Annotated in this window: 11 protein-coding genes; 6 read left to right on the top strand and 5 right to left on the bottom strand. The window is 66.5% G+C overall.

The window, feature by feature from the left end; translation table 11 throughout:
* Positions 1–53: 53 nt before the first annotated feature.
* Genes sdhA through sdhC form a run of 3 tightly spaced genes read right to left on the bottom strand, consistent with a single transcriptional unit; the run spans position 54 to position 2,621 of the window.
* A complete protein-coding gene (gene sdhA, locus C7I55_RS24645; protein ID WP_106515711.1) occupies positions 54–1,841 on the bottom strand; it encodes a succinate dehydrogenase flavoprotein subunit in 1,788 nt (595 codons plus the stop codon).
* Positions 1,834–2,229, bottom strand: a complete 396-nt coding sequence (gene sdhD / locus C7I55_RS24640) for a succinate dehydrogenase, hydrophobic membrane anchor protein (protein ID WP_106515710.1) — start codon at positions 2,227–2,229, stop codon at positions 1,834–1,836. The genes sdhA and sdhD overlap by 8 nt, the downstream gene beginning before the upstream one ends.
* Positions 2,229–2,621, bottom strand: a complete 393-nt coding sequence (gene sdhC / locus C7I55_RS24635) for a succinate dehydrogenase, cytochrome b556 subunit (protein ID WP_106515709.1) — start codon at positions 2,619–2,621, stop codon at positions 2,229–2,231. The genes sdhD and sdhC overlap by 1 nt, the downstream gene beginning before the upstream one ends.
* A gap of 179 nt (positions 2,622–2,800) precedes the next feature.
* On the opposite strand from sdhC, the gene C7I55_RS29070 reads away from it, so the two are divergent.
* The 3 genes from C7I55_RS29070 to C7I55_RS24620 all read left to right on the top strand — a co-directional run bounded on the left by C7I55_RS29070 (position 2,801) and on the right by C7I55_RS24620 (position 6,018).
* Positions 2,801–4,135, top strand: coding sequence for a methyl-accepting chemotaxis protein (locus tag C7I55_RS29070; RefSeq protein WP_233222400.1), 1,335 nt, complete (start codon positions 2,801–2,803; stop codon positions 4,133–4,135).
* Between the two features lie 220 nt (positions 4,136–4,355).
* Positions 4,356–5,063, top strand: coding sequence for an SDR family NAD(P)-dependent oxidoreductase (locus tag C7I55_RS24625; RefSeq protein ID WP_106515708.1), 708 nt, complete (start codon positions 4,356–4,358; stop codon positions 5,061–5,063).
* Positions 5,053–6,018, top strand: coding sequence for a 50S ribosomal protein L11 methyltransferase (locus tag C7I55_RS24620; RefSeq protein WP_106515707.1), 966 nt, complete (start codon positions 5,053–5,055; stop codon positions 6,016–6,018). Before C7I55_RS24625 ends, C7I55_RS24620 begins: the two co-directional genes overlap by 11 nt.
* Before the next feature lie 24 nt (positions 6,019–6,042).
* Here C7I55_RS24620 and C7I55_RS24615 read toward each other — a convergent pair whose 3' ends face one another.
* Entirely contained in the window at positions 6,043–6,495 is a 453-nt protein-coding gene (locus C7I55_RS24615) for a hypothetical protein (protein ID WP_106515706.1), read from the bottom strand.
* 149 nt (positions 6,496–6,644) lie between these two features.
* On the opposite strand from C7I55_RS24615, the gene C7I55_RS24610 reads away from it, so the two are divergent.
* The gene (locus tag C7I55_RS24610; protein ID WP_106515705.1) at positions 6,645–8,018 is read left to right on the top strand and encodes an MFS transporter; all 1,374 of its coding nucleotides are present in this window, start codon (positions 6,645–6,647) and stop codon (positions 8,016–8,018) included.
* A gap of 10 nt (positions 8,019–8,028) precedes the next feature.
* Here the strand turns inward: C7I55_RS24610 and C7I55_RS24605 are convergent, their stop codons facing one another.
* The gene (locus C7I55_RS24605) at positions 8,029–10,317 is read right to left on the bottom strand and encodes a glycoside hydrolase family 3 N-terminal domain-containing protein (RefSeq protein WP_106515704.1); all 2,289 of its coding nucleotides are present in this window, start codon (positions 10,315–10,317) and stop codon (positions 8,029–8,031) included.
* Positions 10,318–10,517: 200 nt separating this feature from the next.
* Between C7I55_RS24605 and C7I55_RS24600 the strand changes: the two genes are divergently transcribed.
* Together C7I55_RS24600 and C7I55_RS24595 are read left to right on the top strand one after the other, a co-directional pair.
* Positions 10,518–11,540 (top strand): LacI family DNA-binding transcriptional regulator, encoded by a 1,023-nt coding sequence (locus C7I55_RS24600; RefSeq protein ID WP_106515703.1) that lies wholly within the window; start codon positions 10,518–10,520, stop codon positions 11,538–11,540.
* A gap of 78 nt (positions 11,541–11,618) precedes the next feature.
* Complete coding sequence (locus tag C7I55_RS24595; protein WP_106515702.1) at positions 11,619–13,058, top strand: glucoamylase family protein; 1,440 nt, start codon at positions 11,619–11,621, stop codon at positions 13,056–13,058.
* Positions 13,059–13,307 lie beyond the last annotated feature (249 nt).

The following is a 13,307-nucleotide window of genomic DNA, read 5'->3' as shown; positions in this document are numbered from 1 at the left end:
GCCTTTCCGCTTTTCCCCTCTCCCGGCCCTCTCCCTGAAGGGGAGAGGTACGATCAGTATACCCGCGCCTTGGGCTTGATATACTCGATCTCGTCGGTGAGCGTATATTCGTGGACCGGGCGATAATCGATCGTCACCTTGCCCTGATCGAACCAGCTGATCGTGTGCTTCAGCCAGTTGACGTCGTCGCGGTTCGGATAATCCTCGTGCATGTGGGCGCCGCGGCTTTCCTTGCGGTTGGCGGCGCTGTGCATGGTGACGACGGCCTGGCCGATCAGGTTGTCGAGCTCCAGCGTCTCGATCAGATCGGTGTTCCAGACGAGCGTGCGATCGGTGACGTCGATGTCGGCCATCTGCTGGTAGACTTCGTCGATCCGCCCCTTGCCTTCATCCAGCGTCTCTTCGGTGCGGAACACCGCGCAGTCGGCTTGCATCGTGCGCTGCATGCGGTTGCGGATCACCGAGGTCGGGCTGCCGCCCTTGGCGTAGCGGAAATGGTCGAGCCGGCCGAGCGCCATTTCTTCCGAACCCGCCCGCAGCGGCGGCAGCGCGGTGCCCGGCTTGACGATCTCGCCGAGGCGAAGGCCGGTGGCGCGTCCGAACACGACCAGATCGATCAGGCTGTTCGATCCGAGGCGATTGGCGCCGTGGACGGACACGCACGCCGCCTCGCCCACCGCGAACAGGCCGGGAACGACGGAATCCGGATTGCCGTCCTTCAGGGTGACGACCTCGCCGTGATAATTGGTCGGAATGCCGCCCATATTGTAGTGGACTGTCGGCACCACCGGCAGCGGCTGGCGGGTCAGATCGACGCCGGCGAAGACCTTTCCGGTCTCGGTGATGCCCGGCAGGCGCTCGGCGAGGATCTTGGCGTCGATATGGTCGAGGTGGAGGTAGATATGGTCCTTCTCCTTGCCGACGCCGCGGCCCTCGCGGATCTCCATGGCCATCGATCGCGACACGACGTCGCGGCTGGCGAGGTCCTTCGCCGACGGCGCGTAGCGCTCCATGAAGCGCTCGCCTTCGGAATTGGTGAGATAGCCGCCCTCGCCGCGCGCGCCCTCGGTGATCAGCACCCCGGCGCCGTAAATGCCGGTCGGGTGGAACTGGACGAATTCCATGTCCTGCAGCGGCAAACCGGCGCGCAGCACCATCGCATTGCCGTCGCCGGTGCAGGTGTGGGCCGAGGTCGCCGAGAAATAGGCACGGCCGTAACCGCCGGTGGCGAGCACGACGGCATGACTGCGGAAGCGGTGAATGCTGCCGTCTTCCATGCACAGGGCGATCACGCCCCGGCACTCGCCATTCTCCATGATCAGGTCGATCGCGAAATATTCGATGAAGAAGTCGGCGTCGTATTTCAGGCTCTGCTGGTAGAGCGCGTGCAGCATGGCGTGCCCGGTACGGTCCGCGGCGGCGCAGGTGCGCTGCGCGGGCGGGCCGGCGCCCATATTCTGCATCATGCCGCCGAACGCGCGCTGGTAGATCTTGCCTTCCTGGGTGCGGCTGAACGGAACCCCGAAATGCTCGAGCTCGTAGACCGCCGCCGGTGCCTCGCGGCACAGATATTCGATCGCATCCTGGTCGCCGAGCCAGTCGGAGCCCTTGACCGTGTCGTACATGTGCCAGGTCCAGTGGTCCGCACCCATGTTGCCGAGCGAGGCGGCGATGCCGCCCTGCGCCGCGACGGTGTGGCTGCGGGTCGGGAAGACCTTGGTGATGCAGGCGGTCTTCAACCCCTTTTCGGCAGAGCCCATCGTCGCGCGGAGGCCGGAGCCGCCGGCGCCGACGACGACGACGTCATAGGCATGGTCGATGATCTTGTAGGCGTCAGCCATTGGAAGCGTCCCCGCCGAAGGCGATCTTGAGAACAGAGAAGAAAGCGAGCGCGGCGCCCGAAATGACGAAGAAGTTGAGCAGGACGATCGAGAACAATTTCATCCCCTCCTCGTGCACATAATCTTCGAGGATCACTTGCAGGCCGAGCTTCAGGTGCCAGAAGGTGGTGACGATCAGCAGCAGCATCGGCACCGCGGCGAGCGGCTCACGCAGCCAGCCGACGACATCGCCGTGGGAGAGCGAGGGCAGGCGCAGGATCGAGGCGATGAACCAGACGAACAGCACCAGGGCGGCGATCGAGGTCAGCCGCTCGAGCCACCAGTGATGGGCGCCGGTGCGCGCCGAGCCGAGGCCGCGGACCCGGCCGAGCGGGGTTTCCATGCGCATTACTTCACCCCCAGGATCAGGAACCAGAACAGAGCGGTCAGCACCACCGACCCGAGGATCGTCATGTTCGCCCAGAATTTGTTGACCGAAAGCTCGAAACCCGCACCGATGTCCATCACCAGATGGCGGATGCCGGCGAGCAGGTGGAAGAAGAACGCCCAGGTCAGCCCGACGCCGATGGCGATGCCGATCCAGCTCGTCGCCCACGACACGAACGTCGCGTAGGCGTCGGCACCCGTCGCCGCAGCGGCAAGCCACCACACCAGAGCGGCTGCTCCGACGGTGGCGAGGCCGGCGCCGGTCACGCGATTGGCGATGGAGACGAACATGTGCGGCCCCCATCGCCAGATCGTCAGATGCGGCGAGAGCGGGCGCGATGGATTGCGGTGCATGAGGCGGGGCTCCCTAAGTACGCGCCGCTCTTAGGAAAGCATGCGCCCGTAGACAAGCGGCGTGACACCGCAGCCATCCTTCGATCGGCCGCGACGCGACGTCCAATGGCTAACGCGATCTTAAAACTTTCGCGCCACAAGGCGGAGCTCAACCAAGTGTCATATTGACGGGGACTTTCATGGGGACGCAACAGGGCGCAGTGCGGCTGGACGGACGGATCGGCCGATTCGATCCTGACGGAAGCCTTGCCGAAGGCTGCAAGGACGTGGCCTGGTTCCTGAAGGAAAAGGGCGCGCCGGTCGGGCGGGTCTTCTGCGAGCATCTCTCCGCCGCGCACGAAGGCGGCACCCGCTTCAGCGACGCCGACATCGAGGCGCTGACCTCGAAGATCGTGCCCTACATGATCATCAAGCACGGCGCGATCAACGACCAGAAATGGGCGGATCTCGCGCAGGGCTTTCTGCAGGATGCGAATGCCCGCGGCATCTCGCTCAGCATCCTTTTCTCCTCGGTCGCAGCGGCGGTGGACGAATGCTACCGCCTGATCGCTGCCGAATATGCAGACCAGCCGGAACGGCTGGTCAAGCTCGGCCGCTGTCTTGCGATCTCGTCGCTGCTCGAGGCCGACGTGTTCGCCGCGCAATTCGATCTGATCCGTACCCGCGCCGAGCGCGAGGACCGCGCTGCCCGCGGCACCCAGTTCAACAACGAAGTGGTCAGCGTCGCCGAGCGCACCGCGTCCGACAGCCAGATGCTGCGTGCCCAGGCGTCCGATGCCTCCGCCGCCGCCCGCGGCATGCTCGGCAAGACCAGCGAAGTCGCCGCTGCAGCCGAACAGTCCGCGCTGGCGATGCGCGAAGCCGCGCAAACCGCCGCCGGCCTGATCCGCGCGATCGAGGACGCCCGCAACGAAGTCGAGGTCGCTGCCGGTGTGGCGACTCGCGCCGGCGATCAGGCATCGCAGGCGGTGCAGGTCAGCCAGGCGCTCTCCAGCCACGTCGGAGCGATCGAATCGATCCTCGGCCTGATCCGCGACATCGCGGGCCAGACCAACCTCCTCGCGCTCAACGCGACCATCGAAGCGGCGCGCGCCGGCGATGCCGGCCGCGGCTTTGCGGTCGTCGCCCAGGAAGTTAAGTCGCTCGCAAGCCAGACCGCGCGCGCGACCGACGACATTGCCGGCAAGATCTCCGCGATCCAGCAGGCGACCAAGTCGACGCTCGCCGCCAATGGCTCGATCCAGCGCACCGTCGAGGAAGTCCAGCACAGCGCCGGCCGCATTCGCGAGGCGATGGAAGTGCAGGCCCAGACGGTGACGATGATCACCGCCGCAGTCGACGAAACGGCACTCGCCGCGGACTCGATGTCCTCGACGATCGCCGCAATCCGCCAGGACACCGAGACGGTGGCGAGCGAGATCGACGGCCTCACCAAGAGCTTCAGTCACGTCGACGAGCAGATGGTGCGCTTCAAGGCTGCCACCACCAGTTTCGTGAAGGGCTTCGCGGCCTAACTGCCCTCACCCTACTACCGCTGCGCGGAGGGCCCCTCCCTCTCCCCGAAACGGGAGAGGAAAGAAAGCTTCGCAGTCTGCGACCACCCCCTCTCCCATTTGGGGAAAGGGAGGAGCCCGCGCCGCAGGCATGGGAGGTTCAGGGCCTCGGGTGTCGATGCCATCGGGCCGGCGCGCTCTCCCTTTGCAACCTCTGCCTTGCGCCGCTAGTTCGCGGCCCATGACCCAGCGCAACATTCTCGTCACCGGCTCGAGCCGGGGCATCGGCAGGGCGATCTTCGACGCCTTCGACGGCCACAATGTGGTCGGTCATTCGACTCGCGGGGGCGACAGCGAGATCGCCGCCGATCTCGACCAGCCCGGCTCCGCCGAGGCGCTGTGGAATGCGGCGCTCGAGCGGCTCGGCGGCCGAATCGACGTGCTCGTCAACAATGCCGGAATCTTCGAGGCGGCGCCGGTCGATCTCGATCATGGCGACTGGGTCGCCGCCTGGGAACGGACGATGCGGGTCAATCTCACCGCATCGGCCGAGCTCTGCCGGCTCGCCGTCCGTCATTTCCGGGAACGCGAGGCCGGCGGTCGCATCGTCAATGTCGCAAGCCGTGCCGCCTATCGCGGCGATTCGCCCCAGCATTGGCATTATGCCGCGTCCAAGGCGGGCATGATGGGCATGACCAAGTCGATCGCGCGCGGCTATGCGGCGGAGAACATCCTGGCCTTCGCCGTCTGCCCGGGGTTCACCATGACCGGCATGGCCGAAGACTATCTCGCCAGCCGCGGCGGCGAGAAACTGCTTGCCGACATTCCCCTCGGCCGGGTTGCCGGGGTCGACGAGGTCGCCGAGACGGTGCGCTGGTTCGCGCTCGACGCGCCGCCGTCGTCCACCGGTGCGGTGATCGACGTCAACGGCGCGTCCTATGTCCGCTAGGAAGCGCAAGGCCGACGCCGCGCCGATCGGCGAGCCCGAAAGCTGGAAGGCGAGCCTGCCCTGCAACAAGGCGGAAGCCGAGCAATTGCAGGACGAGATCGGCGGCTTTGCCCTGCTCGACGAGCCGCCGGTGCTGATGACCAGCGAGCCCGATCCGGCAAAGCCCGACGAATGGCGGCTGGACGCCTATTTCCCCGCCGAACCCGGTATCGAGCTGCTCGACATGCTGAAGGCGCTGGTGCCGAGCGCCGCTGGTCGCGCGCCCGAGGTCGAGCGGGTCGAAGCACGCGATTGGGTTACGCTCAGCCAGCAGGGCCTCGAGCCGATCCGCGCCGGCCGATTCTATGTCCACACGCCGGCCCACCGCGGCAGCGTCCCCGGCGACGCGATTGCCTTCGAGATCGACGCCGGCCGCGCCTTCGGCACCGGTCAGCACGAGACGACCAGCGGCTGCCTGGTCGCGCTCAGCAAGCTCAAGGACCAGGGCATCTCCATTTCGAACCTGATCGATGTCGGCACCGGTACCGGCCTGCTCGCCTTTGCCGCGATGAAGCTCTGGCCGGCAGCGCGGGCAGCGGCCTCGGACATCGATCCGGTGTCGATCGAGGTCACCGAGGAGAATGCCGCAATCAATCGCGTCAGGCTCGGACGCATCCGCGGCCAGCTCGAACTCGCCGTCGCTCCAGGGCTCGACCATGCCCGGCTGCGCCAGCGCGCGCCGTATGATCTGATCGTCGCCAACATTCTTGCCGGGCCGCTCATCGAATTGGCGCCGAGCATTTCCAAGGCGCTGGAGGCCGGCGGACGGCTGATCCTCGCCGGCCTGCTCGACAGCCAGGCCGAGGCGGTCACCGCGGCCTATCGCCGTCACGGCCTGATGATGAGCTTCCGCGTCCAACATGGCGAGTGGCCGACCCTGGTGATGCGCAAGCGCAGGTCGCTGGGCTGGCAGTGACTCGGCCTGAGCGGAAACCGGAGTCTAGCCGTTGACGATCATGGCGGTGAAGGCGAGGTGGATGCCGAGCAGGATCGCGACGACCAACGGGAAATAAATATATTTGTGGCGGAAGCGGCGGGTGCGGTCGCGAAGCGAGGGCTTCGGGATCGTGTCGAGGAACCGCATGAAGCGGAGCTGCTCGGCGACGTCTTCGGTGAGGAACGGCGCCGGCGGCTCGATCGACCTTTTGTGGCGCGGCCAGCGGCCAGGATAGGCTTCGATCACGCCGCTATTGTGGAGCAGCAGATCCGGCGATCGCCCAAGATGGCGCAGGACGATCAGGCTGGTTTCCGTGCCCGTGCCGATCTCTGCCTTGTAGCCCTTGCGGACCAGCGCATGCAGCCGCTCCAGCACCGGCGCCTCCGTCTCGGCACCGAGCAATTCGGCCCGGGCGACGGTTGAATGACTCCTGGTTTCGATCAGGTCCGACCGCACGTCACTGCTCCCATGATGTTCCGGCAGCTTAGACCTGGTGTGTTACCGAAGCAATGCACTTGAAGCGCGACGCGCCGCACGGTTGACCGCGCGCTGCGAGACTGGAATGCCAGCCCCAGGAGAGGAAGGGCAGCACGCCCTCGGGACAGATGAATCTTGCCACCCCCGTCATCGCCGACGGCGACCGACACAGCCCGTTCGCCGTGAAGCTTCGCCTGCTGCTGTTCGCTTTCGGCGACTTCGCCTTCAATCTTTACTGGCAGAGCATCATGCTCTTCCTGCTTTTCTATTATACCGATGCGCTGAACCTGCCGATGCGGGTCGCCGCGGCGACCTTCATGCTGGCCTCGATTTGGGACGGGATCGCCAATTTCGCAGCGGGCATCGTCGCCGACCGCCGCGGCTCGACCCGCGGTCATGGGGCGGTGCTGACTCTCGGCAGCATTCCGCTCGGCCTCACCTTCATCCTCGCTTACACCGTCCCGCCGGTCGACGGGGCCTGGGGCATCGCCTTCGTGTTCGCGGGCCACCTGCTCTTCCGCACCTTCTACGGGCTGGTCAACGTCCCCTATCTGGCGATGTCCTCCCGGATCAGCACGGACAGCCGGGATCGCGCGTTCGTAGCCGGGATGCGGATGCTGTTCGGAACTTGCGCGGCGGTCGTCGTGGCGCTCGGCACAGTGCCGATCGGCGCTTGGCTGACCGGCAGCCGGGTGGCGGCCGATGCCTATCTCGGCGGCGCGCTGCTTTTCGCATTGCTCGGAACGGCGATCCTGCTGGTCGTCGGCCTTACCTACGAGGAAGGCGATGTCCCGCCGGCGCACGCGCCGGTGTCGATCGGCGCCGCGCTTCGCAGCTTGGCCGCCAATCGCGCCTTCGTTACGTTGAACCTGGCGATGATGGCGATGATCGTTGCCGTGACCTTGCTCAACAAATCGATCCTCTATTATTTCAAATATTATCTCGGCGACGAGGATGGCGCGCAGCTTGCTCTCGCATCGATGGGGATCGTCAGCGCGGTCGCGGTGCCGGCGTGGATGCTGCTGGCGCGGCTGATCGGACAAAGGAGCTTGTGGTTCCTGGCGGCCGCGCTGGCGATCGGCGGGCTGGTGAGCTTCGCGGCGATCGACATTCATCGTGCCGGCATCATGCAGATCTATCTGGTGGGCATGCAGGTCGCGATCGTCGGCTTGAACTTCGTCTTTTGGGCGATGCTGCCGAACACGATCGAATATGGGGAGCGGATGACAGGGCTGCGCGTCGAGGGCACCGTCTTCGGGCTCGCCGCCTTGCTCCAGCGGGTGGCGATCGGCATCGCCACCGCCATTCTGGGCCTCAGCTTCGAATCGGCCGGCTATGTCGCCAACGTCGCGCAGAGCGCCGACACGCTCGCGGCAATGCGATGGACGATCGCCTTCGTACCGCTCGGCTTCCTCATCCTCTCCTGCGCGCTGATGGCGCTCAATCCGCTCGCCAAGGGCGCCCATGCCCGCATCGTCCGCGATCTGAAGAGCGGGAGCTGAGTGCGTCGATTCAGGCCTGCGTGAGCTCGAACCGGGCGTGCAGCCCCTCCGCTTCGGCCGACGGAGAGATCCAGAGATCGAACTGCCCCGGCTCGACCACTGGCTTGTCGTCGAGGCCGATGAACAGCAACTGCTCGCGTTTGAGGGTGAACCGCACGATCTCGCTTGCGCCAGGAGCCAGCGCGACCCGTCGGAACGCCTTCAGCTCGCGAACCGGCCGGGTGACGCTCGCGGTACGATCGCGGACATAGAGCTGCACCAGTTCTTCCGCCGCGCGCGCGCCGCTGTTGGTGATCCGGGCGCTCACGCTCAGGGTGCCGTTCCAGCTGAGGGTCGGTTCCGCCGTCAGGTCGGCATATTGGATACGGCCGTAGGTGAGGCCGTGCCCGAAGGGATAGAGGGCCGAATTGGGGATGCCGCGATAATGCGCCTTGTACGGCTCCAGCTTCTCGCCGGGATTGGGCCGCCCGGTCGGCTTGTGCGCATAATAATAAGGCTGCTGGCCCGGCGAGCGCGGGAAGCTGCACGGCAGCCGGCCGCTCGGGCCATAAGCGCCGAACAGGATGTCGGCGATGGCGTTGCCGGTTTGGGTGCCGAGGAACCACGTGACCAGGATCGCCGGCGCATCGGCAACCGCGCCCTGTAGCGCCAGCGCACGTCCGTTCTTGAGCACCACGACGACAGGTTTGCCGACCGCCGCAACCGCTTCGGCAAGCGCCTGCTGCGGGGCCGGTACGACGATTTCGGGCCGCGACTGGGCTTCGCCGGACATGGTTTCGCTTTCCCCGATCGCGAGCAGGACGATGTCGGCGGCGCGCGCCGCCGCGACGGCCGCCTCGATGCCGCCGGCGATCGGCGCTTCGACGCCCGAGCCTTCGACCACGGTCACCGATTCCTTGTCGGAGACGGCGTTACGGACGCCGGTGGCGAGGTCGACCGCCTCCGCATTGTCGCCATAGATCACCCAGGGTCCGTTAAGATCGTGCTGACCGGACGCGAACGGTCCGATGATCGCGATCTTCCGGCCGGACCTCGGCAGCGGCAGCAGATCGCCGTCATTCCTAAGGAGGACGATCGACTTGCGGCCCGCCTCGCGCGACAGCGCCGTGGCCGCCCTGGTGCGGGACCGCGCTTTCTCGCGCTTGGTATCGATCCTTCGAAACGGATCGTCGAACAGGCCGAGTGCCGCCTTCATCGCGAGCACCCGGCGAACCGATCGATCGAGCCGCTCCATCGGCACCTCGCCGTCGCGCACGAGAGCAGGCAGGTGGTTGCGGTAGAAATTGCTGGTCATGCTCATGTCGACGCCGGCCAGGAACGCGAGCTTGGTCGCTTCGCGCGCATCCTTGGCGAAGCCGTGGGCGATCATCTCCTCGTCACCGGTATAATCGGACACGACGAAGCCTTCGAAACCCCACTCACCGCGCAGCACGTCCTGCATCAGCCAGGGATTGGCGGTCGACGGCACACCCGAAATCTCGTTGAACGAGGCCATAGCCGACAGCGCACCCGCTTCGAACGCCGCCTTGAACGGCGGCAGATAGACTTCGCGCAAGGTTCGCTCGGATATGTCGACGCTGTTGTAATCGAGACCGGCTTCGGCGGCGCCATAAGCGGCGAAATGCTTCGCGCAGGCGAGCATCGCATCGTTCGCTTTCAAATCCTTGCCCTGGAAGCCGCGCACCCGTGCCGCCCCCATCAGTTCGCCAAGCAGGACATCCTCGCCGGCGCCCTCCATCGTCCGGCCCCAGCGCTGATCGCGGGCGATGTCGACCATCGGCGCGAACGTCCAGTCGATGCCGGAGGCCGCGGCCTCGTAGGACGCCATTCGCGCGGTGCGCTCGGCAAGCTCCGGCTCGAAGCTCGCCGCTTCGCCGACGCCGACCGGGAAGATCGTGCGATGGCCGTGGATGATGTCGGCGGCGAACAGCAGCGGGATCTTCAGCCGGCTTTCGGTCATCGCCACCGTCTGCATACGGCGCGCGGCTTCGGCGCCGTTGCTGTTGAACACGCCGGTCAATTGCATGCGGCGAACCTCGTCGAGCTGCGCGTCCCAGCTCGGCCCGGAGGTCGGCGGATTCAGCTGGGTTGCGACACCGCCGCCCCAGGCGCTCGGATTGAGGGTGAGCTGACCGGCTTTCTCCTCGATCGTCATGCGGGCGATCAGCCCATCGACGATCGCCGGCACCGGCAGCCGCCCCGCGGACTGGAGAAAGGCGCGCGCAGGACTGTGCAGCCAGGCCGCGACGGCGCCCGCCCCCATGAGCGCAGCACGCCGTGAGATCCTGGTGTCGAACATCGTACCCTCCTTGCACGCCTTTGGCGCGGTTCCACTGACCTTGACCTGGCCTCGTGCCGCGTCTCTCTCGCTTCTGCCGGTCTTTCCGCTTGTGCAGACCGTCCGTAACCGGTTACATGACTGCACTTGGCGGCAAATGCAATCGCCGATAGAACCGGAGGTGCGGGGGACACGCGCAGGTTCGCTGCGGAGGGGATCCGATGGCCGAAGCCACGATACGTGACGTTGCTCGCCGGGCCAAAGTGTCCGTGGCATCGGTGTCGCGCGCGCTCAACGGCCTCAACAATGTTCGCCAGGCAACCCGCGACCGAGTTATCGCCGCCGCCAACGAGCTCGGCTACGTGCCGCACGCCGGCGCCCGCAGCCTCAGCCTCTCGCGTGCCAACGCCCTCGGCGTCGTGCTTCCCGATCTGCACGGCGAGTTCTTCTCCGAGCTGGTCCGCGGCATGGACCGTGAGGCGAGCCGGCGGGGCTATTTCCTGCTGCTGTCGAACATGCATGCCGAAGGCGATCAGGCGCCGACCGCATTGCGCGCCATGCACGGCCGGGTCGACGGCATCCTGGTGATGGCGCCGCATGTCCCGCCCGAAATGCTCGAGCAGGCGCTTCCGTCGACCCTGCCGGCGCTGCTGATCAACGCACCGGTCGAAGTGCCGACTAGGCCGTCGATCCGCATCGACAACGAAGCCGGAGCGCAGGCCGCGATCCGCCATCTCGTCGGCATCGGGTGCCGCCGAATCCTCCACATTGCCGGGCCGGAGGAGAATATCGACGCGCGCGAGCGGGCCGAGGGCTATTTCAAGGCAATGGCGCGCTATGCGCCGGGCATCGAGCCACTGCTCTTTCCCGGCAATTTCGAAGAGGAGGCCGGCGAGGCCGCCGCGCGCGACATGCTGTCCGATCGCCGCGGAGTCGACGGCGTCTTCGCCGCCAACGACATGATGGCGATCGGCTGCCTGCAGACGCTGCGCGCCGCCGGTGTCCAGGTGCCGGACGAGGTCGCGATCGCGGGCTTCGACGACGTGCCGATGGCGCGCTATCTGTCGCTGACCACCTGCAGGGTGCGCATCGCCGAGATCGGCGAGCGCGCCGTCGCCCGCCTCGTCGACCGCCTCGAGGGCAAGATCGAGCGCGTCCTCAACGAGCGCCACCAGCCCGAGCTGGTCGTGCGCGGGACGACGGCCGGCGCCAACAGCGACGAAATGGCCGAGCATGGCCTGTGACTCCAGGCATCCGCGGCTGATCCGTGACGACTTGTTGCGCCTGATGTGTAACCGGTTCCAGAACCCTCCGGAGACTCCATGATCGACAGGCGCGCCCTTCTTGCCGGCACAACTCTCACGCTGGCCGGAGCCGCTTTCGGCGGCTGCGCCACGGTCGCCGCGCCGGACCCCCTTGCCGGCGATCGTGGACACCTGCCGGCGCTGCCGGATTTCTATGCCGATCTCGAGGAGCGCACCTTCCGCTTTTTCTGGGAGACGGTGAATCGCGACAACGGGCTGGTGCCGGATCGCTGGCCTTCCCCGTCTTTCTCCAGCATCGCCGCCGTCGGCTTCGGCCTGACCTGCTATCCGATCGGGGTCGAGCGGGGCTGGTGCACCCGCGCCGAAGCACGCGACCTCACTCTCACCACATTGCGCTTCTTCCACGACGCTCCCCAAGGCCCCGGATCCGCCGGCACGATCGGCCACAAGGGCTTCTTCTATCATTTCCTGGACATGAAGACCGGCCACAGGTTCCGTCAGGTCGAGCTCTCGACCGTCGATTCGACGATCCTGTTCATGGGCATGCTCTTCGCCGGCACTTATTTCGATCGCGCCGATCCCGCCGAAGCGGAGATCCGCGCGCTCGCCGACGAGATTTATGCGCGTGCCGACTGGGCCTGGTTCCAGAACGGCCGCAAGGCGATCCCCATGGGCTGGCATCCGGAGACGGGGTTCATCGCTCGCAACTGGGACGGTTACAACGAGGGCATGTTCGTCTTCCTGCTCGGGCTGGGCGCCCCTCGGCACCCGATCGCGACCGACAGCTGGAATGCATGGACAGCCCCTTATCCACGCTTCTGGCGCGGCGAGGGTGACACAAGGCACCTCGCCTTCGCGCCCCTGTTCGGCCATCAATATAGTCACGTCTGGATCGACTTCCGCGGCATCCGCGATGCCGCGATGCGCGAGGCCGGACTCGACTATTTCGAGAATAGCCGCCGCGCCACCTTCGCCAACCGGGCCTATTGCGCGGCCAATCCGATGGGCTGGGACGGCTATTCGCGCGACATCTGGGGGCTCACGGCGTGCGATGGCCCAGGAAATTTCGAGGTCGAGGCAGGCGGCCGCAAGCGCACCTTCTTCGGCTATGCGGCGCGCGGGCCGATCGGCCAGCCCGACGAGCGCGACGACGGCACGGTCGCGCCAACGGCCGCGCTGGGATCGCTGCCCTTCGCGCCGGAGATCGTCATCCCCTGTGCCGAGGCGCTGCGCCGGGTGCCGCGCCTCTACGGCCGATACGGGTTCCTCGACTCGTTCAACCCAAGCTTCCGCAATGTCGGCGTGACGCCGGAGAAGGGTTCCGTGGATCCACAACACGGCTGGGTCGACGACGATTATCTCGGAATCGACCAGGGGCCGATCCTCGCAATGGCCGCCAATTACCGCGATGATTTCGTCTGGCGCCACATGCGCAAGGTGCCGGCGATCCGGCGCGGCCTTGAACGGGCGGGCTTCGCCGGCGGCTGGCTGACCTGAAGGTCACGGCCGCCACGCTCCGGCCAGAGCAAGACGGGGCCACGCGGGCGCCCGGCTCTAGATTTCGCCGAGGAATTCCATTTCCCCGACATCGGTCGGGGTGATCACTGCGGTCTACCATCAGCGAAACGCCTTCAGCAGCCACGCGATCGGCCTTCCGCGCGTGCAGGGGCGGGCTGGGTCGCGAGAATGGCCGGGCACGAATCGGCGATGTCCCCACTCACACCCACGGTGAAGCTGTTCATCGGT

The sequence above is a fragment of the Allosphingosinicella deserti genome, from assembly GCF_003012735.1.
Classification (GTDB): Bacteria; Pseudomonadota; Alphaproteobacteria; order Sphingomonadales; family Sphingomonadaceae; genus Allosphingosinicella; species Allosphingosinicella deserti.
The sequence above is the reverse complement of the archived record's forward strand: the minus strand, read 5'-3'. Positions and strand labels throughout refer to the sequence as shown.

Excerpts from the sequence above, each read along its gene's own strand:
- sdhA (WP_106515711.1), bottom strand. The coding sequence starts at position 1,841 with ATGGCTGACGCCTACAAGATCATCGACCATGCCTATGACGTCGTCGTC.
- sdhD (WP_106515710.1), bottom strand. The coding sequence starts at position 2,229 with ATGCGCATGGAAACCCCGCTCGGCCGGGTCCGCGGCCTCGGCTCGGCG.
- sdhC (WP_106515709.1), bottom strand. The coding sequence starts at position 2,621 with ATGCACCGCAATCCATCGCGCCCGCTCTCGCCGCATCTGACGATCTGG.
- C7I55_RS29070 (WP_233222400.1), top strand. The coding sequence starts at position 2,801 with ATGGGGACGCAACAGGGCGCAGTGCGGCTGGACGGACGGATCGGCCGA.
- C7I55_RS24625 (WP_106515708.1), top strand. The coding sequence starts at position 4,356 with ATGACCCAGCGCAACATTCTCGTCACCGGCTCGAGCCGGGGCATCGGC.
- C7I55_RS24620 (WP_106515707.1), top strand. The coding sequence starts at position 5,053 with ATGTCCGCTAGGAAGCGCAAGGCCGACGCCGCGCCGATCGGCGAGCCC.
- C7I55_RS24610 (WP_106515705.1), top strand. The coding sequence starts at position 6,645 with ATGAATCTTGCCACCCCCGTCATCGCCGACGGCGACCGACACAGCCCG.
- C7I55_RS24605 (WP_106515704.1), bottom strand. The coding sequence starts at position 10,317 with ATGTTCGACACCAGGATCTCACGGCGTGCTGCGCTCATGGGGGCGGGC.
- C7I55_RS24600 (WP_106515703.1), top strand. The coding sequence starts at position 10,518 with ATGGCCGAAGCCACGATACGTGACGTTGCTCGCCGGGCCAAAGTGTCC.
- C7I55_RS24595 (WP_106515702.1), top strand. The coding sequence starts at position 11,619 with ATGATCGACAGGCGCGCCCTTCTTGCCGGCACAACTCTCACGCTGGCC.